This window comes from Hohaiivirga grylli (assembly GCF_039655745.1).
Taxonomy (GTDB): Bacteria; Pseudomonadota; Alphaproteobacteria; order Rhizobiales; family Beijerinckiaceae; genus Hohaiivirga; species Hohaiivirga grylli.
This window is the reverse complement of the sequence record NZ_JBBYXI010000002.1, coordinates 75,749-101,468: the sequence shown is the minus strand read 5'-3', so window position 1 is coordinate 101,468 and position 25,720 is coordinate 75,749. Positions and strand designations below refer to the sequence as shown.

At 48.8% G+C, this 25,720-nt stretch carries 23 protein-coding genes; 14 read left to right on the top strand and 9 right to left on the bottom strand.

All coding sequences use genetic code 11. The features are described 5' to 3' along the window. Positions 1 to 5: 5 nt before the first annotated feature. Both WJT86_RS04845 and WJT86_RS04840 read right to left on the bottom strand, forming a co-directional pair. Positions 6 to 1,769, bottom strand: coding sequence for a tetratricopeptide repeat protein (locus WJT86_RS04845; protein WP_346336401.1), 1,764 nt, complete (start codon positions 1,767 to 1,769; stop codon positions 6 to 8). Between the two features lie 299 nt (positions 1,770 to 2,068). Beyond that, positions 2,069 to 3,739 (bottom strand): electron transfer flavoprotein-ubiquinone oxidoreductase, encoded by a 1,671-nt coding sequence (locus WJT86_RS04840; RefSeq protein ID WP_346336400.1) that lies wholly within the window; start codon positions 3,737 to 3,739, stop codon positions 2,069 to 2,071. A gap of 167 nt (positions 3,740 to 3,906) precedes the next feature. On the opposite strand from WJT86_RS04840, the gene WJT86_RS04835 reads away from it, so the two are divergent. The 6 genes from WJT86_RS04835 to WJT86_RS04810 all read left to right on the top strand — a co-directional run bounded on the left by WJT86_RS04835 (position 3,907) and on the right by WJT86_RS04810 (position 9,359). Next, the gene (locus WJT86_RS04835) at positions 3,907 to 4,770 is read left to right on the top strand and encodes a uracil-DNA glycosylase (protein ID WP_346336399.1); all 864 of its coding nucleotides are present in this window, start codon (positions 3,907 to 3,909) and stop codon (positions 4,768 to 4,770) included. A gap of 133 nt (positions 4,771 to 4,903) precedes the next feature. After that, positions 4,904 to 5,773: a KPN_02809 family neutral zinc metallopeptidase gene (gene ypfJ / locus WJT86_RS04830; RefSeq protein ID WP_346336398.1), complete on the top strand. Its 870-nt coding sequence runs from the start codon at positions 4,904 to 4,906 to the stop codon at positions 5,771 to 5,773. 92 nt (positions 5,774 to 5,865) lie between these two features. Continuing rightward, positions 5,866 to 6,399 (top strand): molybdenum cofactor biosynthesis protein B, encoded by a 534-nt coding sequence (gene moaB, locus WJT86_RS04825; protein ID WP_346336397.1) that lies wholly within the window; start codon positions 5,866 to 5,868, stop codon positions 6,397 to 6,399. A gap of 10 nt (positions 6,400 to 6,409) precedes the next feature. Beyond that, entirely contained in the window at positions 6,410 to 7,039 is a 630-nt protein-coding gene (locus WJT86_RS04820) for a ribonuclease HII (protein ID WP_346336396.1), read from the top strand. Between the two features lie 124 nt (positions 7,040 to 7,163). After that, complete coding sequence (locus tag WJT86_RS04815) at positions 7,164 to 8,366, top strand: site-specific DNA-methyltransferase (RefSeq protein WP_346336395.1); 1,203 nt, start codon at positions 7,164 to 7,166, stop codon at positions 8,364 to 8,366. A gap of 69 nt (positions 8,367 to 8,435) precedes the next feature. Continuing rightward, positions 8,436 to 9,359 (top strand): polyphosphate kinase 2 family protein, encoded by a 924-nt coding sequence (locus WJT86_RS04810; protein ID WP_346336394.1) that lies wholly within the window; start codon positions 8,436 to 8,438, stop codon positions 9,357 to 9,359. Between the two features lie 81 nt (positions 9,360 to 9,440). On the opposite strand, the gene WJT86_RS04805 is transcribed toward WJT86_RS04810, so the two are convergent. Both WJT86_RS04805 and mutY read right to left on the bottom strand, forming a co-directional pair. After that, complete coding sequence (locus WJT86_RS04805; RefSeq protein WP_346336393.1) at positions 9,441 to 9,821, bottom strand: hypothetical protein; 381 nt, start codon at positions 9,819 to 9,821, stop codon at positions 9,441 to 9,443. Between the two features lie 122 nt (positions 9,822 to 9,943). Beyond that, on the bottom strand, positions 9,944 to 11,002 hold the full coding sequence (mutY, locus tag WJT86_RS04800; RefSeq protein ID WP_346336392.1) for an A/G-specific adenine glycosylase: 1,059 nt from the start codon (positions 11,000 to 11,002) through the stop codon (positions 9,944 to 9,946). A 160-nt stretch (positions 11,003 to 11,162) separates the two neighbouring features. Here mutY and WJT86_RS04795 point away from each other — a divergent pair, with 160 nt between their 5' ends. The 8 genes from WJT86_RS04795 (at position 11,163) to WJT86_RS04760 (ending at position 18,802) form a co-directional block, all read left to right on the top strand. Next, the gene (locus WJT86_RS04795) at positions 11,163 to 11,675 is read left to right on the top strand and encodes a DUF721 domain-containing protein (RefSeq protein WP_346336391.1); all 513 of its coding nucleotides are present in this window, start codon (positions 11,163 to 11,165) and stop codon (positions 11,673 to 11,675) included. A gap of 97 nt (positions 11,676 to 11,772) precedes the next feature. Then, positions 11,773 to 12,420: a DsbA family protein gene (locus WJT86_RS04790; RefSeq protein ID WP_346336390.1), complete on the top strand. Its 648-nt coding sequence runs from the start codon at positions 11,773 to 11,775 to the stop codon at positions 12,418 to 12,420. Between the two features lie 172 nt (positions 12,421 to 12,592). After that, positions 12,593 to 16,048 (top strand): chromosome segregation protein SMC, encoded by a 3,456-nt coding sequence (gene smc, locus WJT86_RS04785; RefSeq protein ID WP_346336389.1) that lies wholly within the window; start codon positions 12,593 to 12,595, stop codon positions 16,046 to 16,048. Between the two features lie 191 nt (positions 16,049 to 16,239). Further along, positions 16,240 to 16,614: an AtpZ/AtpI family protein gene (locus WJT86_RS04780; RefSeq protein WP_346336388.1), complete on the top strand. Its 375-nt coding sequence runs from the start codon at positions 16,240 to 16,242 to the stop codon at positions 16,612 to 16,614. A gap of 48 nt (positions 16,615 to 16,662) precedes the next feature. After that, the gene (locus WJT86_RS04775; RefSeq protein WP_346336386.1) at positions 16,663 to 17,388 is read left to right on the top strand and encodes a F0F1 ATP synthase subunit A; all 726 of its coding nucleotides are present in this window, start codon (positions 16,663 to 16,665) and stop codon (positions 17,386 to 17,388) included. A 56-nt stretch (positions 17,389 to 17,444) separates the two neighbouring features. After that, entirely contained in the window at positions 17,445 to 17,672 is a 228-nt protein-coding gene (locus tag WJT86_RS04770; RefSeq protein WP_346336385.1) for a F0F1 ATP synthase subunit C, read from the top strand. 97 nt (positions 17,673 to 17,769) lie between these two features. Continuing rightward, positions 17,770 to 18,303 (top strand): F0F1 ATP synthase subunit B family protein, encoded by a 534-nt coding sequence (locus WJT86_RS04765; protein WP_346336384.1) that lies wholly within the window; start codon positions 17,770 to 17,772, stop codon positions 18,301 to 18,303. A 10-nt stretch (positions 18,304 to 18,313) separates the two neighbouring features. After that, positions 18,314 to 18,802, top strand: a complete 489-nt coding sequence (locus WJT86_RS04760) for a F0F1 ATP synthase subunit B family protein (RefSeq protein ID WP_346336383.1) — start codon at positions 18,314 to 18,316, stop codon at positions 18,800 to 18,802. Between the two features lie 217 nt (positions 18,803 to 19,019). On the opposite strand, the gene WJT86_RS04755 is transcribed toward WJT86_RS04760, so the two are convergent. The 5 genes from WJT86_RS04755 to gcvH all read right to left on the bottom strand — a co-directional run bounded on the left by WJT86_RS04755 (position 19,020) and on the right by gcvH (position 25,696). Further along, complete coding sequence (locus tag WJT86_RS04755; protein ID WP_346336382.1) at positions 19,020 to 20,450, bottom strand: cation:dicarboxylate symporter family transporter; 1,431 nt, start codon at positions 20,448 to 20,450, stop codon at positions 19,020 to 19,022. A 181-nt stretch (positions 20,451 to 20,631) separates the two neighbouring features. Further along, the gene (abc-f, locus tag WJT86_RS04750; protein ID WP_346336381.1) at positions 20,632 to 22,224 is read right to left on the bottom strand and encodes a ribosomal protection-like ABC-F family protein; all 1,593 of its coding nucleotides are present in this window, start codon (positions 22,222 to 22,224) and stop codon (positions 20,632 to 20,634) included. Between the two features lie 171 nt (positions 22,225 to 22,395). Then, positions 22,396 to 23,952 (bottom strand): aminomethyl-transferring glycine dehydrogenase subunit GcvPB, encoded by a 1,557-nt coding sequence (gene gcvPB / locus WJT86_RS04745; protein WP_346336380.1) that lies wholly within the window; start codon positions 23,950 to 23,952, stop codon positions 22,396 to 22,398. Beyond that, positions 23,952 to 25,292: an aminomethyl-transferring glycine dehydrogenase subunit GcvPA gene (gene gcvPA, locus WJT86_RS04740; RefSeq protein ID WP_346336379.1), complete on the bottom strand. Its 1,341-nt coding sequence runs from the start codon at positions 25,290 to 25,292 to the stop codon at positions 23,952 to 23,954. The genes gcvPB and gcvPA overlap by 1 nt, the downstream gene beginning before the upstream one ends. Before the next feature lie 29 nt (positions 25,293 to 25,321). Then, the gene (gene gcvH, locus WJT86_RS04735) at positions 25,322 to 25,696 is read right to left on the bottom strand and encodes a glycine cleavage system protein GcvH (protein WP_346336378.1); all 375 of its coding nucleotides are present in this window, start codon (positions 25,694 to 25,696) and stop codon (positions 25,322 to 25,324) included. Between the last annotated feature and the right edge of the window lie 24 nt (positions 25,697 to 25,720).

Here is a 25,720-nt window from a genome sequence, read left to right as displayed (position 1 = left end):
CTGGCTTAGCGCAGACCGTCTTTAATCTTCTTCAGGATTTTTTCCAGATCTTCAGGTTCCGGATTGGAATCCCGGGCATGGTTCCACTGGAATACAGCCTCTGTTTTACGGCCAACTTTCCAATAGGCATCGCCCAGATGGTCATTGATGGTGGGGTCACCAGGCTTATATTCGATAGCCTTTTCAAGCTCACGCACGGCATCATCATACCGGCCGAGGCGATAATAGGCCCAACCCAAACTGTCGATGATCATGCCATCACGTGGTGACAGCTCAATAGCACCCTGCAGAAGCTTAAATGCCTCATCAATATTGGTATTTGAATCAACCCATGAATAGGCCAGATAGTTCATAACCTGAGCCCGCCCCTGCGGTTGGTCATCAGGGGCAAGAGCCAGTGACTGTTTCAGATCAGCCTCAGCCTTATCCCATTTCTTGGCGCGCTCATAGCATGTTCCACGCAGGAACAGGATGTACCAATTATTGCGCTCTTCATCTTTCATGAGATCAAGGGCTTTGGTGTAGCTCTCGGCTGAAGCAAGATAAAACTGTTTGGACTTTTCAGGGTCTTTTTCTTTAGCACCACGCACGCGCAAAATACTGCCAAGAGCAAGCGCAACTTCGGCATTCTTACCATTACTGGTGTTAAGCTCAGCCAAGATGGCTTCTGCTTCAGGTGCGCGATCAAGCTGCTCCAGACCGTAGGCTCTTTGGATTACTGCGTCAGTATAAAGAAAGGAGTCTTTTGGGATTGTCTTGAGAATTTCGACAGACTGATCAAGCTGCTGGATACGCTCATAATTGTCAGCAAGAGCAATCTTCGCCATCATGTTCTGTGGGTCAAGATAAAGAGCCAGTCTCAGATAAACGACGGCTGGAAGCTCCTCACCCTGCATACTGCCAGCAGAGCCAAGGCTGTAGAGTACTTCGGAGGCGCCTTCATTAGCACTGTGAAGCATAGCCGGCAGGGTTTTGTTGTCCTTCAGTTCCTTCAATGCCCAACGCACGGTTGTCTGCATCGGAGCAATTTTCTTGAATGACTCGAAGACGGAGGTCGCCCGTGCATTATTGCCACTTTGAGAAAGCGTACGGCCATAAGCCTCCACAATACGCAGTGTACGACTGTCGAGTTCATATGCCGTTTTCAGAAAGCGCTCAGCGTCATCCTTCTTGCCGGCAGCAAGGGCCATCAACCCGGCATGATAATCGCGGAAAACATCAAGACCTCTGGTTCCCTTCAACTGTGCAACTGTTGACTGCGCTTTTGCATAATTGCCTTCTGCAATCCAGGACCAGGCGGTCATCAGAATATTCGCAATATCAGGATTTGTTTGTTTTGCCTGAGAAGCGAAACGCGTGCGGGAAGCCTTATATTCCTTAGCGCGGAAATCACGAACGCCGATTGCCAAACGGGCAAGACCATTGTTTTTATCACGCTTCAGTATCTGCTCGGCCAGCTGAAAGGCCTCTGCCATATTATCGTTTGTCAGGAAGGCAATAAACGCTCTTTCCCCAAGCATCTTATTGTTCGGATCATCACGCAGAGCTTCCCGGTAATAGGTGGCAGCAGCGGCCGTATCGCGGGATAAGCCCGCAACATAGGCAGCCAGATAATTACCCTCAAAACTGAATGCTAACCTGTAGTTGATATGTTCTTCCTGTTTCGGCTCTGGAGAATTGGCCCATCCGATAGACGGCAATAAAAGTAAGGAAGAAAGGGCAACGGTAGCAAGACCGCGGGAAGCTTTTTCAAATATCAAACTGGGCACGTATTCGGCTCCGACTTGCCATCCCAGCATCTGAATGATGCTGCAAATGATATAATCACTGGTTTTGTCTTAATGCCATTTTCGTTAATTTAAAGCAAAGAATGACAGCAACACAAATCATCACATTTACGGCGGAACAATGGTTCCACACATACTTATAAACGTGTTCTGTCTCGGAACAGTTAACGGAAATATTTTCCGCAACTGGCAGTATCTTTTTTTAACAACGTATATTTTTACTCAAATTAAAACGGCAGCCCGAAAGCTGCCGTTTTTAAATTCATATCATTTTACCCAACTTACATGTCCACGTAGTTAGGTCCGCCACCACCTTCCGGTGTCGTCCACGTGATATTCTGCTTTGGATCTTTGATGTCACAAGTCTTGCAATGGACACAGTTCTGGAAGTTTATGACAAAGCGCGGATTGGATTTTGCTGCTTCATCATCATAAGCAACTTCATAAACGGCGGCAGGGCAATAGTACTGAGCCGGCTCGCCATATACTGGCAGATTATAATCAACCGGAACGGAATCATCTTTAAGCTTCAGATGACATGGCTGATCTTCCTCATGGTTTGTATTTGAGAGGAAGACAGAGGAAAGGCGATCAAATGTCAAAACACCATCAGGTTTTGGATAAACAATGGGTGTGACCTCTGAAATTGGCTTGAATGTCTCATTATCAGCTTGACCGTGAGACATGGTACCGAAGAACGAAAAGCCGAACAGCTGCATCGTCCACATATCAAGACCACCCAGCGCAGTTCCAAGAAAAGTACCAAACTTGCCCAGCAGCGGCTTAACGTTACGAACCGGATAAAGGTCCTTACCAATGGAGCTCTTGCGCCAGGCTTCTTCGTAGGAACTTACTTCGTCATTAGCACGGCCGGATTGCAGAGCCTCAAAGACATGCTCGGCACACAGAATGCCGGATAAAACGGCATTATGGGACCCTTTAATGCGCGGTACGTTGACAAGGCCCGCTGTATCACCAATGAGGCAGCCCCCAGCAAAGCTCAAGCGTGGAACAGACTGCCATCCACCTTCAGAGATGGTGCGCGCTCCATAACCAATGCGCTTTCCACCTTCCAAAACAGTACGAACACGTGGATGTGTTTTGAAACGCTGCAGTTCTTCAAATGGTGATAAAGTCGGGTTTGAATAATTGAGATGCGTCACAAAACCGACAGTCACCAGATTTTCACCAAAGTGGTACATGAATGAACCGCCACCAGCATCATTACTCAAAGGCCAGCCAAGGCTATGTTCAATCTGACCGGGCTTATGTTTTTCAGCCGGGATTTCCCAAAGTTCCTTAACGCCAAGGCCAAACTTCTGCGGCTCCTTGCCATCACTCAAATTGTAGTGCTGTATAATTTCCTTGGAGAGACTACCGCGCGCGCCTTCCGCAAAAAGAGTATATTTCGCACGCAGTTCCATACCGGGCGTAAAGTCTGCCTTTGGCTGACCATCTTTACCAACACCCATATCACCGGTTGCGACACCAATCACACGGTTCTGATCATCATAAAGAACCTCGGCCGCTGGAAAACCCGGATAAATTTCAACGCCGAGTTCTTCAGCCTTCCGGCCAAGATATTTAACCACATTACCAAGGGAGCCGATGAAAAAGCCGTGGTTACTCATTAAGCGCGGCATCAACATAACAGGCAGTGAAACAGCTGACTTTTCAGTCAGGTAAAAAAACTTATCTGACTTAACCTGCGTCGTCAGTGGTGTATCTGAATCTGTACGCCATTCTGGCAGAAGGCGGTCAAGCCCGACAGGATCAACAACAACACCCGATAGAGTGTGAGCTCCAACTTCTGAGCCTTTTTCAACAACCACAACAGAAATGTCAGAACCACGTTCTGCAGCTAACTGTTTCAATTTGATAGCGGCGGAAAGGCCAGATGGGCCCGCACCAACAACGACAACATCAAATTCCATAAATTCGCGTTCTGACATATTTATTATCCCCCTAGCCTGTTGCATTTAGACCGAACGGCAAATGGAGTGACAGCACTCAGATCAACCTTAACTAGAGGTATGTTTGCACCTTCTTTTACCCTAATTGCAAGTCCACATTGCAGATTCACCTTGTGAAACCATAGCCAATAAGGCTAAATAACTATATGCAACACCTCTTCCACGATCATTCTGTCTGGCATGCCCTGCTCGATTTTCAGTTCGAGGCAGGTGTCGACTGTGCGCTAGAAGAAGAGCCACAGGATCGCTTTGCGATTCAGCAGGAAGTTGCAGCTGAATTATCGGCAGCAACCAACGCAGCTCAGCAGAATACCCCAAGAGCTGTTGCAGCATTTCAGACTCAACCTGCCATGCCCCGACATTTACAGGCAGACGCAGCTAAAGCGCCTGATGAAGTTGCGCTTATGGCGCGTGACCTTGCCAGAAACGCGCAGTCTCTTGATGAGCTCCATCATCTATTGAGCGAATTTGATGGCTGTACTCTCAAAACAAGTGCAAAGAATCTCGTTTTCTCCGATGGTTCTCCAACAGCCAAAATCATGCTGATTGGTGAAGCGCCAGGCGCAGAGGAAGATCGCATCGGCAAACCCTTTGTTGGTCGCTCTGGTCAGTTACTTGATCGCATGCTCCATGCTATCGGCATGGACCGCTCATCGGTGTATATTGCCAATATCGTACCTTGGCGCCCTCCGGGAAACCGCACACCAACTCCACAGGAAGTCGCAATCTGCCGCCCGTTTATTGAACGCCAGATTGAATTGGTAAATCCGGATTTGCTGGTGACGCTTGGCGGACCTTCCACTCAGAATCTTCTAAATGTTAAAGAAGGTATCCTGCGCAGCCGCGGGCGCTGGTTCCCCTATGCCCTGCCCAATCGCAGCATTCAGGCACTGGCAACGTTGCATCCTGCTTATCTACTCCGTCAGCCTTTGCAGAAACGGCTGGCATGGCGGGATTTTCAGGCATTGCGGCAAGCGTTTGACAAAAGCGCAACACGTGAACAGACCTAAGTTCACAAAATAATTCTACAATTATATTTAATAAGGCTGGGCGGCAGCTTATTCTATCCTATATGTGAACCTTAACAGGGTACTTCACGGTACCCCTCACTTTAAAAGATACAGACTTCAGGATTTTTTGCCCATGAGATGGGATAACTTTCGAACCTCCAGCAATGTTGAAGACAGACGAGGCAGCCGTATTCCAGGCGGTAAAGGTGGCTTGGGTATTGGCACAATCATCATCCTGTTCCTGATAAGCTGGGGTTTGGGTATTGATCCCCGCCTTCTCATTGGCGGCGCCGAAATGCTTTCTGGTGGCGGCTCCCAGCAGCAGCAACAACAGGTTGGTCGCCAAGGCGCACCCGATGATCAGGTTGGTCGTTTTGCGTCTGCTGTTCTCGGCAATACTGAAGATGTCTGGAAAACGGTTTTCCCCCAACAGATCGGTAAGCCGTACCAAAATCCAAAACTGGTTCTTTTCAGCAATGCAACACGTTCAGGCTGTGGCTTTGCCCAGTCTGCGATGGGGCCTTTCTACTGCCCGCTTGATCAGACTGTTTATATTGATCTCACCTTCTTTCAGGAAATGCAGCAGCGCTTTCGGGCCGGGGGAGATTTCGCCTATGCCTATGTCATTGCCCATGAGGTTGGTCACCATGTTGAAAAGCAACTCGGTGTTCTGGATGCAGCACAGCAGCGCCAACGTCAGTTAGGTGGCCCTGAAGCCAACAAAATTTCTGTTCGTGTTGAGCTGATGGCAGACTGCCTCGCCGGTGTCTGGGCCCATCATTCCAATACACAATATAAGTCCCTTGAACCCGGTGATATTGAAAAGGCAATTGCGGCAGCTGAAGCTATTGGTGATGATCGCCTCCAGAAACAGTCTCAGGGATACGCTGTTCCGGATTCATTTACGCACGGTTCCTCGGCACAACGCGTACGCTGGTTACAGCAGGGCCTGAAAACGGGTGACGTCAATAGCTGCAATACATTTCAGGCTGATAACCTTTAAAACCTGAAAGCTTGAAGCAGGTTTTTCTCGCCAGATATGGGATAGGACGATAAGTACAGTATTTCTATCTCAAAAGCTGGTGGAGAAACGGCGTGTCTATATCTGAAAAAACGGCAGATTTCGTCCCACTTTCAATTGCTGTTCTGACAATCTCAGATACACGCAATCTGTCAGATGACCGATCTGGTGACACACTTGTCAGCCGCCTTGAAAGCGCTGGTCATGTTCTGGCGTCGCGCGCAATTGTTCAGGATAATATCGAAGACATCCGAAATCAGGTGCGCTTATGGATTAATGACCCTGCCATTCATGTTGTTATCACGACAGGTGGAACGGGATTAACAGGGCGTGACGTCACACCGGAGGCCATAGCCCCCCTGTTTGAAAAGACCATGGATGGTTTTGCCATTCTCTTTCACCGCATCTCTTTTGAAAATGTCGGCACCTGCACCGTTCAGTCCCGGGCGACAGCCGGTGTCAGTAATGGCACCTATATCTTTGTGCTGCCTGGCTCGACCGGAGCCTGTAAAGATGCATGGGATGGTATTCTTGCCAAACAGCTGGATGCCCGTCATAAACCAAGTAACTTCGTGGAACTGCTGCCACGCCTAAACGAACATAAATAAGAGTAGATTTATGGCCCGCCTCCCTAAACCATCATTAAAACCCGACATCGAACTTCAGCTCATGGCAGAAGGTTACCAGTGTATCGTCGGCATTGATGAGGTTGGCCGGGGGCCAATTGCGGGCCCGGTTGTTGCCGCTGCTGTCATCCTTGATCTGAATAATGTCCCGGAAGGTCTTGGAGATTCAAAAGCGATACCTGCTAAACGGCGTGAAATAATCTATGAAGAGATCATGAAAACCGCACAGGTTGCCGTTGCAGAAGTTTCACATGAAGAGATTGATCGCATCAACATCCGACAAGCCACACTTCAGTCAATGTTAAGAGCTGTAGTCGGTTTAAAGTCTATACCGGATATCGCTCTTGTTGATGGCAACGACCCGCCACCCTTATCATGTAAGGTTACAACGATTGTTAAAGGTGACGCGAAAGTTGCCTCTATTGCTGCTGCTTCAATTGTTGCCAAAGTCACACGTGACCGCTTCATGGCGGAGATTTCTAAACAATACCCAGCCTATGGTTTTGAAAGAAATGTTGGCTACGGCACGGCAGAACATCTGGCTGCAATTGAAGCAAATGGTCCCTGCCCATTTCACCGCATGAGTTTCGCTCCGTTACGGCAGGGAATTCTGGCTCTTTGAAAAATTTTCCAAAAAAAGTGAAATAAAATCAAAAATTAGGAATTTGTTTCCTATTTGGAAACCGTATGTTTACCTTAATAGATCATTCTCCGGACATTCAGTTGCGTAATCGGTGTGAAAATCCATGGGTACCTTGCGTACCGGGGTTGCCGATGCCACAGCCCGGAGTTTTGTCTCGCGTACCGGGCCTACTGCATCGGCACCCCGGATAGGGCGCGCTCTGCGTCCAGTTAATGAACCAGCCTCTCTTCCACTCAACGAGATTCTCGTCGGAGATTGCATTGCCTCGCTTAACAGCCTCCCGGCTGAAAGTGTGGATGTGATTTTTGCCGATCCTCCGTATAACCTGCAGCTTGAAAATGCTCTGGTTCGTCCGGACAACAGCCTTGTTGATGCTGTCGATGATGACTGGGATAAATTCGCCAGCTTTGCCGAATATGACCGGTTTACACGTGAATGGCTGCACGCCTGCCGCCGCGTTATGAAAAAGAACGCCACCCTTTGGGTCATCGGTTCCTATCATAATATCTTCCGTGTCGGTACAGCGCTTCAGGATCTCGATTTCTGGATTCTGAATGACATCGTCTGGCGTAAGTCCAACCCAATGCCGAACTTTCGTGGTCGTCGCTTTACCAACGCCCATGAAACAATGATCTGGGCTTCAAAAAGCCCAGAAGCCAAGAATTACACGTTCCACTACGAAGCCATGAAAGCCGCTAATGAAGATGCGCAGATGCGCTCTGACTGGCTCTTCCCGCTTTGCACGGGTGAAGAACGTCTGAAAGATGATAACGGCCAGAAGGTTCATCCGACCCAGAAGCCTGAGGCTCTGCTTGCCCGCATCATGCTGTCATGCAGCAATCCGGGTGATGTGATCCTTGATCCGTTCTTTGGCTCAGGCACCACAGGTGCTGTTGCCAAGAAACTCGGTCGCAACTTCATTGGGCTTGAGCGTGAACAGGTTTATGCAAAAGCTGCCCGCCAGCGCATTGATAATGTTGTTCCGCTTGATCCGGAAGCTGTATCAGCTGCCCCAGCGAAACGTACGGAAGTGCGTGTTCCATTCCTCTCTGTGATTGAGGGTGGGTACATCAAGGCTGGTGAAGTTCTGGTCGATGATAAAGAGCGTTTCTCTGCAACAGTCCGTGCAGATAGTACCCTCTCCCTCTCCGGCATTGTTGGTTCCATCCATAAGATCGGTGCCCTGGCACAAGGACTGCCATCCTGCAATGGCTGGTCATTCTGGAATGTCAAACGCGACAACAAGCTTGTCTCAATCGACGTATTCCGCAGTGATATTCGCGCCAAGATGCGCGACACACAATAATACTCATTTCCTCTCTACTTTAATCATATCTGTCTCTATATTGAGTGATATCTGTAGAGAGGAAATCATATGGCCAAGGACAAATCTCACAAGAAAGTCCTCGAGAAACTGGAAAATTTCGTTTCTCCCTACCGCGTAACCAGCGGCAAAAAATTCAAACTCAAGAATTTTGATCCTAACGATACCCATAAAATCAGTTCGGAAGATAAACCTCAGGCCAAAGAACTTCTGGCACGAGGCACAGAATGGCTCTCCGCTCTTCAGGATAAACTCTACGCACAGGGTAAGTGGTCTGTTCTAATCATTGTTCAGGCCATGGATGCCGCCGGCAAGGACAGTACAATCAAGCATGTCATGTCTGGCATTAACCCTCAGGGCTGCGACGTACACTCCTTCAAGGTTCCCACCAAAGAAGAACTCAATCACAGTTTCCTCTGGCGTTACGCTTCAAAGACACCGGAGCGCGGCAGGATAGGTATATTCAACCGCTCCTATTACGAAGACGTTCTTGTTGTTCGGGTTCACCCCGAACAACTGGGAACATCTGGTATTCCCGACGAGCTGATTACCAAAAACATCTGGGATGAGCGGCTGGAAGATATTGCCAACTTTGAGAAGCATCTGATCCGTAACGGAACAATCGTCTTAAAATTCTTCCTCAATGTTTCCCCTGATGAGCAGAAAAAGCGCTTTCTGGAGCGCATTGAGAAACCTGAGAAAAACTGGAAGTTCTCATCTGCTGATCTGAAAGAGCGGGCCCATTGGGATGAATACCAGAAGTACTATGAGGCCGCGATTAAAGCGACAGCAACGGAGGAAGCTCCTTGGTATGTCGTTCCGGCCAATGCCAAGTGGTATACACGCCTGATCGTTGCTGCCGCCATAGCTGAAAGACTAGGTATCGCTGATATTGAATATCCAAAAATCAATGATGACCAGCGCGCTGACCTCAAGGTGGCTTATGATAAATTAATTGGAGAAAGTGAGGAGTAATCTCCTCACTTAACCAAACTTACGCCTCGGAAGTTATAGGCATCCAACAAACGCCCCTCTTGTTCGGAGCACCACAGATTATCATTTTATTTTTCCGGCAAGCCAGGGGGCTACGCCAACAAAGACCACCACCAATAACCAGAGGTTTCCGGTTCGGGGGTTATAAGCCTGCAGCATCTGCTGAAGGGATACTTGTCGGAACATGCCAAATGCAGCTTCAAAACAAACAGTCAAAGCGACCCAAATGATACCGATCAGGATATAATCTCTAGCTTGCCCGCCCTGCATGCGCGGGAAGAACCACAAACAGACAAAGAAAATCAATAAGCAAAGGGAAAAGCTACTCAATGGTAACGCTATTTTTATACCCAGCAATGGCTCAAGTACAAGTTCCCGCAAACCGCCATTTAAAATAGCAAGAGGAATGATACACAACCATACAAGAAGAGATTTTAAGATCAAAATAAGCTCCGCCTTATAAGTTGAAACCTCATAAGAGTACAATTAAACCACATTTTCAATACGTAATTTAATTATATATAATCCATGCCTTTGATTTTCTTGAAACCCGCAAAAAAATTTCTTTAAATTTGAGAAATAGCGTGGCTTAAAACCTTACGCATCACACTTGGTAAAGCCTCGTCATCAATATGCTTACGAGGCACCCAGCGCATCCCTTCTGGCGCTTCTGCATCCAAAGCTGCACGCCCGACATAAACTGTCAGCAAAAGCTGAAAGTGGGTGAAAACATGTTTGACTTCCCCCATTAAACGTTTCCAACGCAGCTCCATCGGCGCATCCAGCATGGCTTTGGAGAGATCATAATCCTCCGCCCACTGGCTTGAAGGGAATGCAGCCATACCACCAAGCAGGCCAGATGGTGGGCGTGTTTCAACTAAAATGGCACCGTCTTTACGTTCGATCACAAAGATAGCACCTAGCCGTGTCGGTCGAACCTGTTTTGGAGCTTTCACCGGCAGGGTCTCCGCAATTCCCTGACGGCGGCCAAGGCAAAGCTCCATCCATGGGCAGATGGAACAGGCTGGTTTCTTGGGAGAACAGATGGTCGCCCCCAAATCCATCAATGCCTGCGCAAAGTCTCCAGAGCGCCCTTCAGGTAGAAGAGATAATGCCTTTTCACGCACCTGCCCTTTTACGCCCGGCAATGGGTCGGTCAGAGCAAACAGGCGCGTCATCACACGCTCAACATTGCCGTCAACAGCAACAGCTGGCTTGTTAAAAGCAATTGAGGTGATTGCGCCCGCCGTATAAGGGCCAATACCAGGAAGCTTGAGAAGCTCAGCCTCATTGTCAGGGAAAACGCCCCCAAACTCATATGCAACCTGTTTGGCGCAGGCGTGAAGATTGCGGGCACGTGAGTAGTAGCCAAGCCCGGCCCATGCCTGCATGACCTCTTCAGATGGCGCATCAGCAAGCGCAAAAACGTCCGGGAAACGGGTAACAAATTTTTCAAAATAAGGCTTCACGGCAACGACTGTCGTCTGCTGCAACATAATTTCAGATAACCATACCCGATAGGGATCTGGAATTTCACCAAGCCGTGCGCGCCATGGCAACACACGCTGATGGCGATCATACCATTGCAATAAGTCAGAACTATCAGGTTGGCGTGCAGATATCATTGGTGTTTAACGAATCCTCTTAAGAGAGACCGCTTATAAGGGGCCGGTCGTTTCTGCCCAAATGTTTTTTATCCACCCCATTGGCATTAGTTCAGAAAACAACGATAATCACCGAGCATATAAGTATGCATTTTGGATTTTAAATTTAAGGCATCAAACCATGGCAAGACAGGCCCGGCTCAAAGCCAAGCCACTGGCTGAACTGATAGAAGGATGTTTATCCCCTTCTCTGGCAGCTCAGGGGTTTGCGACATCTGATGTCCTGATTGCATGGCCTGATATTGTTGGTGAAAAGCTGGCAGCCTTTACCCGGCCAATGAAGCTGGAATGGCCGAGACGCAGGGCTTCTTTTGACCCGGATGAGCGCCCGATGCCTGCAACTCTGGTCATTCGCGTTGAAAGTGCCTTTGCACTCGAGATGCAGCACCAGTCGCCACTAATCATTGAAAAGGTAAACACCTATTTTGGATGGCGATGCGTAGGTAAAATCGTCCTGAAACAAGGACCTGTTCACCGGGAAGAGAAACAGCCGCAACAGCGCCCCCCTATTTCTGAAAATGAACGTGAGCAAATCAAAACAGCAATTGGCAATGTTGAAGACGAGCCATTACGTGAAGCTCTAGAACGTTTGGGAAAAAGCGTTCTGACATCGAATAAAAATCAAAGCCGCTAGATTACCAATTGTAAGCAAGCGCACTTGCCTTATTTTGAACTCCGTTCTACGTCACGAAGCAGTTAGAACACTTTTCCTATTTATGGAGTAATTGTAGATGATTAATCGTCGTGCGCTCATGACAGTACTGGGCCTTATCGCTGGTTTGGCCAGTTTTCTGCCAATGAACGGTGCTAAGGCTCAAGACAGTGTCTCCATTATGGAGCTTGGTGTTGCTGGCCCATTAGGTGATATGCCTCTTGGCCCTGAAGATGCCAAAGTCACCATCTACGAATACTCGTCTTTCACCTGCAGCCATTGTGCTGACTTTCATAACAAAACCTATCCAGAGCTGAAGAAGCTTTATGTTGATACTGGGAAGGTTCGTTATATTCGCCGTGAAATTGGTTTTGACCAGCTTGCAATTGGTGCCTCGGTACTGGCCCGCTGTTCAGACAAGTCCAAGTTCCATGCCGTGTCTGATCTGCTCTTCAAGATGCAGGACAAATGGGCATTCACAGCAACCCCAGCTGACAATCTTCGCGCAATTATGCGCCAGACGGGTATGTCTGATGAGCAGTTTGATGCCTGCCTGAAGAACAAAGACATCATTGATGGTATTCAGTCGGTTGTTAACCGCGCCAAGACAGTTCTCAAAATTGAAGCAACTCCAACCTTCTTTATCAATGGCAAACGCGTTGTTGGTGCTTACCCGCTTGAAGAATTCAAGAAGCAGATTGATGAGGCACTCGCTGCTGCAAAATAATTTTGCCAGTGGATAGCGTGGATAATGCGACTTACGCAGATAAGCCCTTCCAAGTCCCGCACTGCTTGACTAAGGTGTATAAGTCTTTGAAACCGTCTCGATATGAGACGGTTTCTTTTTGATCTGATCGTTTCCGGCTCATTCTTTTCAAGAATGGGCTTTGGGACTGAGAATGAAGCTTACGCGCCTACGCATCTCAGGGTTCAAAACTTTTGTTGAACCAACCGACTTCCTGATTGAACCCGGCCTGACCGGCGTTATCGGGCCGAACGGTTGTGGCAAATCGAACCTTGTCGAAGCTCTGCGCTGGGTCATGGGTGAGAGCTCATACAAGAGCATGCGTGCCTCAGGCATGGATGATGTCATCTTCTCCGGGAGTGGCAAACGACCAGCTCGCAATACCGCAGAAGTCACCGTTTCCATTGACAATACAGACCGGACGGCACCTGCGGGGCATAACGATACGGATACTCTGGAAGTCTCCCGCCGTATTGAGCGCGCAGATGGGTCTACCTATCGCATCAATGGCAGGGAAGTCAGGGCACGCGATGTTCAGCTTCTTTTTGCTGATGCAGCGACGGGGGCACGGTCCCCAGCGCTTGTACGTCAGGGCCAGATCAATGAAATCATTTCCGCCAAGCCACAATCGCGCAGGCGTATTCTGGAAGATGCGGCTGGCATTGCAGGTTTACACGCCAGACGCCATGAGGCTGAGCTGCGCCTGAAAGGTGCGGAAGATAATCTTTTACGCGTTGAAGATGTCTTGCGCGAAATTGAATCGCAGTCTGAAAGCTTAAAAAAGCAGGGTCGCCAAGCATCTCGCTACCGCACACTCTCAGCTGAAATCCGTCGATATGAAGCCCTGTCTCTCGCCATATCCTTTGCTGACGCAAGGGAAGAAGAAGATGCGGCCCGGTTACAGGCTGATGAAGATTTAAAGAAGGTCGCAGAAGAGACAGAAAAGCAGACAAAGGCTGCAACAGCTCAAGCAGTCGCAGCCCATAACCTGCCCCCTCTCAGACAGAAAGAAGCAGAAACCGCCGCAGCCGTGCAGAGACTGACCCATGCGCGCACGGAACTTGATACTGAAGAGCGGCAGTCAAAACAAAAGCTTGAAAATCTTGAGAGGCATATTCAGGAGCTTGAACAGGACATAACCCGCGGTGCAACAGAGCGGGCAGACGCGGCAGCAACAATCCTGCGTCTTAAAAATGAGAAAGAACAGCTTTTCAAAGAGGAGGCTGAATCTGCAAGCTCTCATGAAAAGGCACACTCTCTCGTTGCGCAATGCAAAGAAGTTCTTGCTCAAGAAGAGGCAACCCTAACCAAACTTCAGGCGGAAGTATCTGATCTCAATGCCCAACGCAGCAGCCTGGAACGCTCCCGACAGGATGAGCAGCTCAGGCATGACAAACTGGTGACCGAGCAACAGCAACTTGAGCAAAAACTTTCTGAGTTTACGGCAGCTGTCAGTCATCAGGCCGCAATTGATGAACTCAGGAATAATATAGCAGCTCTGGCAGAAAATCTGGCAGCGGCTGAGCAAAGACAGGAAGCCGCCCGCCAAGCACTAATTATAGCGAGAGAAGCTGAGGCTAATTTACGAGCCCCCTTACAGGAAGCTCAAAATAATGCTCAGAAGCTTGAGACTGAGATCAGAACCCTTGCAAAGCTCTTGGCCCCTGCTCCCGGAATGGTCGGAACTGCTATCCTGGAAGAGATCACGACAGAAAAGGGATATGAAATCGCTCTGGGTGCTGCTCTCGGAGATGATCTTGATGCCAGTTCTGATGTTCAGGCAGCTGTTCACTGGAGCATTATTGAAGGTGATATCAATGCACCACTGCCAACAGGTGTAACATCCTTAGCCAAATATGTATCCGCACCAGCAGCATTAAAACGGCGGCTCTCCCAAATTGGCGTGGTAGACAGTGCTGCGGCACTTTCATTGCAGGATCAACTTCTGCCGGGACAGAGACTTGTTTCAAAAGAAGGTGGTTTATGGCGTTGGGATGGTTTCACGGCTGCAGCAGATGCACCAACTCCAGCAGCCCGCCGGCTTGCAGAGAAAAATCGTCTTGGCGATCTGGAAAAAGCAGCTGCGACGGCTGAAGCGATACGCGAAAAACGTATTAATGAGATGGAAGCAGCTCAGGCTGCCGTAAAAAAAGCAGCACAGGAAGAAAGTGCTGCAATTGATGCCACGCGCTCAAATCGTCAGCATCTTGATCGCAGTCGTGAAGAGCTCGCTCGTCTTGAACGTCTGGAAACCGAGAATTCAGCACGCATTACATCTCTTAAAGCTGCTCTTGATCGTATCAACAACGATAAGAAAGAAGCAACTGTTCGTCTTGAAAATGCAAATACGGCTCTTGCCCAATTTGAGCCAGCCACGGAACTTGAAGGTAAATTGAACCAGCAACGCATAAAAGTTGCTGAAGTAAGAACCGCAACTTCTGATGCTCAATCAGAATTACACAGATTGCTCAGTGAAGCTGCAAGCCGTACCCGCCGTAGCGAGATGATCTCTGCCGATATAACATCATGGTCTCAACGAATGGAGCGGGCGGAAGAAGCCGCCTCCACCTTAAATGAACGTCTTGAGCGCGCCCGTAAGGAGCAGAAGGAGCTGCAAGAAGCTCCCGATACCTATCTGATACGCCGCAGGGCACTCATTGCCGAAATTGAGAAAGCGGAAATCCAACAGAAAGAAGCATCTGATATCCGGGCAGAAGCAGAGAATATTCTCGCTGAAACGGATAGACAGGCACGGCTGGCATTGGAGCAGCTATCCAGTGCCCGCGAAGCTCGTGCAGGCTCTCAAGCCCGTCACGAGGCTTCCATTCGTCGTCTTGCGGAAATTACGCATCAGATATCTGAAACTCTCGAAACCAGCCCTGCTGGCCTGATAGAACTGGCTGGTCTCAATAATCAGGATGCACTGCCACCTCCCGAGGAAGTGGAAAGAAAGCTGACAGCTTTAAAAGTAGACCGGGAACGTCTCGGCGCTGTTAATCTGCGGGCAGAAGATGAGCTGACCGAGATAGAAGAAAAGAAATCCGGTATATTGAATGAGAAAGGTGATCTGGAGGAGGCCATCAAGCGTTTACGTCAGGCAATCTACAGCCTGAACCGAGAAGGCCGGGAGCGGCTTCTGGCAGCCTTTGATATCGTAAATGCCCACTTCCAGAATCTATTCACAACACTCTTCAGTGGCGGCACAGCAGAGCTCACTCTTGTTGATTCGGATGATCCGCTTGAAGCAGGCCTAGAAATTCTTGCCCGCCCCCCAGGAAAAAAGCCGCAAACAATGACCCTTCTGTCAGGTGGAGAGCAGGCTTTAACTGCAATCGCACTTATTTTTGCGGTATTTTTAACGAATCCATCGCCAATTTGCGTACTTGATGAGGTCGATGCACCACTGGATGATGCGAATGTCGAACGTTATTGCGACCTCCTGACGGAAATGGCTCAGAAAACTGAAACGCGCTTTGTGGTTATTACCCATAACCCGATCACGATGGCCCGGATGGATCGTCTTTTCGGCGTAACCATGGCTGAAAAAGGTGTTTCACAACTTGTTTCTGTTGATCTAGAAGCCGCTGAGCAGCTCGTTGAAAACGTCTGATGATTATTCTCAGGGAGCTTTTCTGATGGCTGGTTTATAATACTTTAGAAAAGCATCGTAATTTCATTGGCTTTCATGTATTATACATTCGTCGAACATTCTTGACACCCTTGTCTTGCGCCAATATGGTGCCCCCGGCTTTCGGAGCCAGATTCCAGTGTCCGTAGCGGGCCGTTTGAGGTGATGTCGCGATGACCAACCAGAGCAAACGAAACAAAGCGGATGATGGAGAGAAGGATAACTCCGTTGACGCCAACCTGACAGAGAGGCTTTCCTCTCTCGATAAACGGTTGAATTCCATCAACCAGGAACGAGAGACCAAGGAAAAACCTCCTGAGCAACAGGCCATAAACCAGAATGCAGTTGCCCAAGCCTTCAGGCTTTCAGCTGAGTTCGTTTCCGGTGTCTTGGCTGGTGGGGCGATAGGTTGGTTAGTCGATAAGTTATTCGGATCGGCTCCGTGGGGGCTTATAGTTTTTCTTCTCCTCGGTTTCTGTGCCGGGATGCTCAATCTCTTAAGAGCTTCCGGTGCCCTGAAAACGATGAGGCTCAAAGATAAACCGTAACTCTCCTTTGAAGTCAGGTAGTGGTTTCTCCCGGCGAAAGCGCAGGACATGCATAGCCCTATTGAACAATTCGAGATCAAGTATTTCATTCCGCAAATACTTTTCAGTAATGCTTCCCTTTTCATGGTTATTGCCTTGGCAATCATCGTAGGGGGCCTGTTGCTGGCAACAAGTAAGCGGTCTCTTGTCCCTGGCAGAGCACAGGCCTTTGCAGAAGGACTGCATGACTTCGTTCTCAACATGATGAACGAAACGACCGGTAAGGACGGAATGCGTTTCTTCCCGCTGGTTTTCTCGCTTTTCACGTTCGTTTTGACGGCCAACCTTGTGGGCCTCATTCCTTACAGCTTCACAGTCACCAGCCATCTGATCGTGACCTTTGCCTTGGCTGTTCTGGTTATCGGAACGGTCATCGTCTACGGTTTCATGCATCATGGCGCGCACTTCCTGCACCTTTTCGTGCCATCAGGAGTGCCAGGCTGGCTGCTTCCATTCCTTGTGCTGATTGAGATCATCTCATTCATCTCACGTCCAATCAGCCTGTCTCTTCGTTTGTTTGCAAACATGATGGCTGGCCACATTGCTCTGAAAATTTTTGCGGGCTTTGTTGTTATGCTGGGTGCAAGCGGCTTCTTTGCAATCCTGTCACCTCTTCCACTGGTGATGGCTGTTGCCCTGATGGCCCTTGAACTGCTGGTTGCCTGTCTTCAGGCATACGTCTTTGCAATTCTTACCTGTATTTACCTCAACGACGCCCTGCATATCGATCACTGATCTGATAGGGCTACGTTTCTTTTAAAATACCGACCATCATTCTGAAGGAGATTACGATGGATCTGTCTACACTGAAGTTCCTTGGCGCTGGTCTGGCCTGTCTCGGTATGGGTCTTGCTGCTATGGGTGTGGGTACCATTTTCGGTAACTACCTCTCCGGCGCTCTTCGCAATCCATCTGCAGCTGACAGCCAGTTTGCCCGCGCCTTTATCGGTGCAGCTCTTGCCGAAGGTCTCGGCATTTTCTGTCTCGTTGTTGCACTCATCCTTCTCTTCGTTGTGTAATTATCCGCTCGATGGTCGGAAGGCGGGATTTTCCCGCCTTTGAGCAACCGTGACGGCAGCACCTCTGCCGTCTCTGGACTTTTCAGGATATTCTCGTATGGCCCAGAATACACACGCAGGAACCGAAGTTTCAGGAGAAGGCGGAAATTTTCCTGCTTTCGATACGACACATTTCGGCGGACAGCTTCTTTGGCTGGCAATCACTTTTGGACTTCTCTATTTCATGGTGTCCAAGGTTATTGTTCCGCGCTTCAAATCAATTTTCGAAGAGCGTGAAGGTATCCTGAACCGCGATCTTCAGCAGGCCCAAGAGGCCCGCGTTAAAGCTGAAGAAGCAGGGAAAGCCTATGAAAGATCATTGGCTGAAGCCCGTTCAAATGCTCAAAATCTTGCTCAGGAAGCACATAGCAAACTGACAGCAGAATCCGAAAAGCGTCGCAAAGCACTTGAGGAAGAGCTGGCTGTTCGCATGCAGGAAGCCAATAGCAAGATTGAGAAAACCAAAACGAAGGCTATGAAAAATGTCCGCGCAATTGCCGCGGAAACAACTTCAACCCTCGTCGAACACATTATCGAGAAAGCGCCGTCCGACACCGCAGTCGAAGCAGCTCTTGATCAGATCAAAGCCTGAGGAGAGACCAATGCTTGCTAGTGCAGAAACCTGGGTCGCAATTGCATTTCTCATCTTTGTTGGCATCCTTGTTTACTACAAGGTTCCCGGGATTATCACATCTGGTCTGGACAAGCGCACTCAAGGCGTTGCTGACCAGTTGCAGGAAGCAAAACAGCTCCGTGATGACGCTGAAAACCTGCTGAAAGAATTTGAAGCGAAACGTGTTGCTGCCGAAAAAGAAGCAGAAGACATTGTTGCGCTTGCTAAAGCTGAAGCAAAACGTATCTCTGAAGAAACACAGCAGAAAATGGCCGACTTTGTTGCCCGCCGCACGGCTGCTGCTGAAGCCAAGATTGCTCAGGCTGAAGCAGATGCGGCAGCTGAAGTTAAGGCAGCTGCCATTGAAGCGGCTGTTAAGGCATCAGAAGTTGTTTTACGCGGTGAAGTTAAAGGCAAGACAGCCGAAGCCCTCATTACCAAAGGGCTCGATGAAGTTAAGAGCCGCTTCAACGCCTAATAACTGTTATCTCAGTTGATTGTTTTAAACGGCCCGTCAGGGCCGTTTTTATTTGCCCTGGGTTCTACAGGCAACATCTAGCGGCTTCCTTACCTTACCCTGTACCAATAGGGATATGGCTCCGTGTTAAGATTCACTCCTGAACAATAATGAGTTCAAAAAAAATACCCCTGCAGAATTTTGCAGGGGTATAAAAGCATTTACGCACTCAAGGCTTTTACAGGGTAGCCTCGGCATGTTCTGCAATGGCATCGGCATCATTGAAGACAGCCATATCCATGCTACCCATTTCCCTCTCCGTTGCCACAGCCGCAACCATGGTACCAGATACGTTGGCAAGCGTACGAGCCATATCAATAATCGGATCAATAGCCAGAACCATACCAATCAGTGGAAAATGTTCCCCCATCCCCATACCAGACAGCACAATCGTTGCAGCAACGGTCGCTGTACCCGGAATACCAGCGATACCGATAGATCCAATGACAACAACGATAACCAGCATGATGTAGAACTGGAGGTTAACCTCAATACCAACCATATGGGCAACCATGATGGCTACCATCGCAGGGAAGAAGCCTGCACAGCCGTTCATACCCATCGTGCTACCCAGAGAGCCGACAAGGTTAGCCGTGCCGTCATTAACGCCCATACGACCTGTCAGGGTCGAAATGGTGACCGGCAGTGTCCCAACTGAAGAACGGCTCGTAAAAGCCATCAGCCAGGTACTCAGCGCCTTCCGGACGAACATCACAGGTGACACACCGTGCATGGCAACAATCACCACATGGACAAGCAGCATCAGAATAGTTGCCACGTAAATAGCAACTACAAAGCTTGAGACTTCAATAATGGCTGGAATACCGTTGAGAACAATCGTGCGGGCCAACAGCGCCACAACCGCATAAGGCATGTACTTGATGATCGTCATGGCAACGGACATCACGATCTTATAAAGTGCTCCAATGAGGCTTTTGAAGACAGCGATAACTTCCGGATTCTTCTTCTCCATCCGGTTGGCGCCTGCGCCAATTAATGCTGAGAAGATAACCAGACCAACAATATTCTCACCGCTCATTGCTGAGATGATATTGCTAGGGATCAACCGCAGGATTGTTTCAACCAGATTGGTGTAGGCCTTACCCTGTTCGCTGGATGTCACAACAGCTGTTTCCAGACCTAACCCGAATGCATTGGCAAGGACGATGCCGATAACGCATGCAATGCCTGTCGTAAACAGCAGCCAGAAAATACCACGGGTCGCAATCTTCGGCAGATTTTCCTGACCGGAGAAATCAAGGACAACCTTGACGATAGATACAAAGATCAGCGGAATGACCAGCATCCGAATAAAGGCGACAAAGGCACGGCCGGGTAAGCCATACCAGATGGAAATCTCATTCATCCATCCTGTTGCCTTGACTGGGAAACCTGCTACGGCCTGTATCCCAAGGCCAAGGGCAGCGCCAATAATCAAGGCGACAAGCATACGAATTGAAAAACTGGTTTTTCTATCCTGCAACCATTTCAGAATAAAAAAACTGACCAGAATGGCAGCCAGACCAATAAGCGTCTGATAATAAGTAATGGAGATAAACTTCTCGAAGAAGACGCCATGAAACATGGCTGAAGAACTTGATGCTTCCATGGAAGTACTCTTTCCTGCTGGAGTTTCCTCTGCCCAAGCAAACTATAGGATACCGTAAATACTCTAAGATGACACTGGGCTTATTATGAGTTCCGACCTTATAGTCGCATCATTTTTAAATGTAAATTGAATAAATTCACATTTAAAAATGTTTATTAACTAACGTGTTATACCTCACACTTTAGAAAGATATACCATCAAGAGAGACAAACTGCTTGATACCAATGGCCTCCAGAAATGCTTTATCATGTGAGACAACAATGAGTGCACCTTCATAACTCTGCAAGGCACGCTCCAGTTCCTCAATAGATTGAATATCCAGATGGTTGGTCGGCTCATCGAGGATGAGTAAACCGGCAAGTGGCTCATGCCCGAAGATACAGGCCATGGCTGCCCGCATTTTTTCGCCACCACTGAGCTCTGAAACTTTCCTCAAACTGGCATCTGCCCGAAACATAAACTTTGCCAGGGCAGCCCTGCATTCATTGTCATTGCTATCAGGCTTTAACCGCTTAAAGTTTTCAAAGATGCTTTCTTCAGGGTTTAATATCTGCACATGCTGATCAAGAACATAAACAGGAGAGAACCTCCTGATTTCACCTGCAGTAACAGGCAATGTTCCGGCAATCATTTGCAGAAGCGTAGATTTACCGGAGCCATTCGAGCCGACAAGCGCAATACGATCACCGTTATGAACTCGTAGGGAGAAGTTTGAGATAATATCCTGTCCCGGGTCATAACCGCCACTGATGCTAGCAATCTCAATGAGAGTTTTTCCACTATTGGCAAACCCACTTTTCAAAGAAAAGTTACGGGGGGCAATAATTTCCAAACGCTCCTGCGCCTTATGAATCTCCTGTTCCGTGTTTTGTAATATATGCCCTGAAAGCTGGCTTGTTCTGGACTTTGTACGCCCTGCCCTATCTTTTCGGGCATCAAGCAATACTTTTGGCACGCCGCTACTTCGGGCTTTCTTACCTCTTGCATCTCTTTGCTGCTGTCGCTCTATCCGCTCCTGTGCATCTTTCTCGGCACGTGATTGTTCTAGCTGGGCACGTGCAAGCGCATGTTCAGCTGCAGCAACCTCACGATCTTTCTGCTGCTTATAAAAATCCCAGTTACCGCCAAAACGGCTTACACCGGTCTCCGATAGTTCAACAATACAATCCACGGACGACAGAAGCTTTCTGTCATGGCTCGCAATAAGCGCGCCTCCCTGCCAATTAAGCATCAGGTTCTGAACAAGCTCACGACCTTCAACATCAAGATTATTTGTTGGTTCATCCAACAGAATGAGATCAGGCTTTTCCAATAACAGACGCGCAATCTCAATTCGTGTTTTCTGCCCTCCGCTTAATGAGCCAAAAGGCTGTGTAATATCGAGATTGCCCAGTCCAAGTTTAGTGAGGGTTTCCCCTATCTCAGCTTCGAGAAACCAGTCAGCCAGCTCAAGATCATCATCTTCAGCCTTCCCTTGCTCTATTCGAGAGAGACGCTCTATTCCCTCATGAACATTGAGCACTTCAGCAATCGATTGATTGCTCTCATGATCTAATATTTGCCTTAAGAAACCAATTTTACCATGGGCAATGATCTGCCCTTCTACGGGTTTCAGCTGACCAGAGATAAGCTGCAGCAATGTGGTCTTGCCACAGCCGTTTGCACCGACGAGGGCTATACGTTCCCGCCCAATTGAAAAATCAAATTTATTGAAAAGCTGACGCCCGTTTGGCGTATTATATGAAATACCTTTTAAGGTCAGAATATCCGTCATGAAGCACCATAGAAAAGAATACAGAACACGTGGTTGGCTGGTATTCTTTCTGGTTCATTGAACTTCACTCCTGATTTCTAACGCGCACAGGATAACGCATATTCAGCAGTATGCCTAGTGCCAAAGAAAATCCCGCCGAAGCGGGATTTCCAAAACTTAACATAAGTAGCCTTACCAATGATGGTTAGGCTTGGTGCTTTCTGTCCATTTCAGGACAGGATTTCTGGCCGCTGATGTTTCATCGAGACGACGACGCGGTGCATGGTAAGGCGCTCCTGTAAAGCGTTCCTTGTCGCCATTCTTCGCGGCCATTGCCAGATCCCTCAATGCCGCAATGAACAGATCAAGAGATGCTTTCGATTCAGACTCTGTGGGCTCAATCAGCATAGCTCCATGAACAACCAGCGGGAAATACATCGTCATTGGATGATATCCCTCGTCAATCATGGCTTTTGCAAAATCAAGTGTCGTGACACCGGTATCGCTTAACCAGCTGTCATCAAACAGTACTTCATGCATGCATGGCTGTTCTCCATAAGGCAGAGACATCAGATCCGACAGACAGGCCTTAATGTAGTTTGCAGACAGAACTGCATCCTCTGAAGCCTGCATCATGCCATCGGAACCATGAGACAGCATGTAGGAGAGCGAGCGAACGTAGACGCCCATCTGTCCATGGAAGGCTGTCAGACGCCCAAAGTTCTTGTCATCAGCATGCTCTTCCAGTGTGAGGTCATCCCCATCAACCCGAACCTGTGGCACAGGTACAAAAGGCGCCAACAGCTTGGAGAACACAACCGGACCACCACCTGGTCCACCACCACCATGTGGTGTGGAGAAGGTTTTGTGCAGGTTGATGTGCATGGCGTCAGCGCCAAGATCACCCGGACGGGCCTTACCGACGATTGCGTTGAAGTTCGCGCCATCACAATAGAAATAGCCACCAGCCTCATGAACGGCATCGGCAATTTCTTTCATCTGGCTCTCAAACAGACCGCAGGTGTTCGGGTTGGTCAGCATGATTGCAGCAACATCCGGGCCAAGCAGTGCCTTCACGTCTGCAACATCGACTTTACCATCTTCCCGTGTCGGGAATGATTTGACCGAGAAGCCAAGCATCACGGCGGTTGCCGGATTCGTGCCATGAGCCGATTCAGGAACCAGAACCACAGTACGGGTTGCCCCTTCACCTTTTGCGTCAACCGCTGCCTTAATGGCTGCCATGCCGCAAAGCTCACCATGAGCTCCTGCCTTTGGTGACAGAGCAACCGCTTCCATTCCGGTCAGGGTCATCAGATAACGACCAAGCTCACGCATCAGCTCCAGCGCACCCTGTACAGTCGACAGCGGCTGGAATGGGTGAATGTCACCAAAGCCAGGCAAACGCGCCATCGCCTCATTGAGACGCGCGTTATGCTTCATCGTACAGGAGCCAAGCGGGAACAGGCCGGTATCAATACCGAAGTTCCATTGGCTGAGGCGTACATAATGGCGCATGGCCTCTGGTTCAGTCAGTGCCGGAAGTTCAACCTGCGCCTGACGGCCCATATTGCCTAAGCAATTACTATCGATTGCGACATCTTCAATATCGACACCGGTCACATCATTGCGACCAACTTCAAACAGAAGCGGCTCAATCTGCAACAGCGCCTTATTACCCGTGAATGTGGGGTGCAGGTTACCCTGACCGACTTCTCCAGAATGTGTTGGACGTCCCTGATTATTCATCACAGTACCTCCTTAAGGGCTGTAACAAGGGCAACGCGGTCTTCATCCGTATTTACTTCTGTTGATGCAACCAGCATCAGATCATCAAGCCCGGCATTTGGCAGAAGACGAGATACCGGAACACCGGCAAGAATGCCTCGCTTTGCCAGTTGCTCGACAACATCAGCAGCCTTCTGGGAAAGGCGAACCGTAAACTCATTGAAGAATGTCTTATTGAGAACAGAGACCCCCTTAATTTCCTGCAACTCGCGGCTCAGCTTGAGAGCATTGGCATGATTGACCTTTGCCAGTCGTGTCAGCCCCGTACCACCCAGCAAACTCATATGAATTGAGAACGCCAAAGCACAAAGCCCTGAGTTGGTGCAGATATTTGATGTAGCCTTCTCACGGCGAATATGCTGCTCACGCGTCGAGAGTGTCAATACAAAGCCCCGGCGGCCTTCAGAATCAACCGTTAAACCGCATAACCGACCCGGCATCTGCCGCACATACTGCTGACGCGTTGCAAACAGCCCAACGTATGGGCCACCGAAGTTGAGGGCATTACCGATAGACTGGCCTTCACCAACAACGATATCAGCACCCATCTCACCCGGAGCCTTCAACAGGCCAAGCGAAACGGCCTCTGTAAAGACAGCGATAACAAGTGCACCTTTTTCATGAGCCTTATCAGCAATTGCCTTGAAGTCATGCAGATTGCCAAAAAAGTCAGGTGTCTGAACCACAACGCAAGATGTCTGATCGTCAATCTGAGATAGAATATCAGCATCTCCACTGACATCCGCAGCCATGGAGACGACTTCGTCACTGGCAAGCTTTGACAGAGTGCGAACGACATCTGCGTATTGCGGATGCAAGCCACCAGCCAGAATGGCTTTGTTGCGTTTCGTAACGCGATGAGCCATCAGAACCGCTTCTCCCGTAGCGGTTGAGCCATCGTACATAGAAGCGTTAGCGACATCCATGCCTGTCAGAGTTGCGACCTGTGTCTGGAACTCAAACAGATACTGCAATGTGCCCTGCGCAATTTCAGGCTGGTAAGGTGTGTAACTGGTCAAAAACTCTGAACGCTGGATCAGGTGATCAACCGTTGCTGGAACATGGTGCTTATAGGCACCAGCCCCAAGAAAGAACGGAACTGAGGAAGCTGCCATATTCTTCGCAGAAATCTTGCGAAACATACCTTCAACTTCACGTTCGCTTTTATGCGATGGCAGATTGACAGGCGATGTTAATAGCTTGTCTTTCGGCACACCGGCAAAAAGCTCATTGACATTCTTGACACCGATACGGGCCAGCATCTGGCTCCGGTCAGCATCAGAAAGCGGGAGATAGCGCATGGTTACATACCTTCCTGCAATTTCAGTGATCAGGCGTTTTCAGCAACAAACTTCTTATAGCCTGCTTCATCCATAAGACCGTCCAGTTCTGACTTGTCAGACAGTTCAATACGGAAGAACCAGCCATCACGTTCAGCGGCTTCATTGACGAGATTTGGTGTGGCTTCAAGTTCACCATTAACTTCAACAATCTTGCCGCTGACAGGTGTGTAGACATCACTTGCAGCCTTAACGCTTTCGACAACAGCTGCTTCGCCGCCTTTTGCAATATCTGATCCAACTTTTGGAAGCTCAACATAAACCACATCACCAAGCTGGCTCTGGGCATGATCGGTAATTCCAACAACTCCAACGTTGCCTTCAATACGGATATATTCGTGATCTTTGCTGTAATAGGTAGTCATGATTTTCTCCGAAAACTTAAAAGT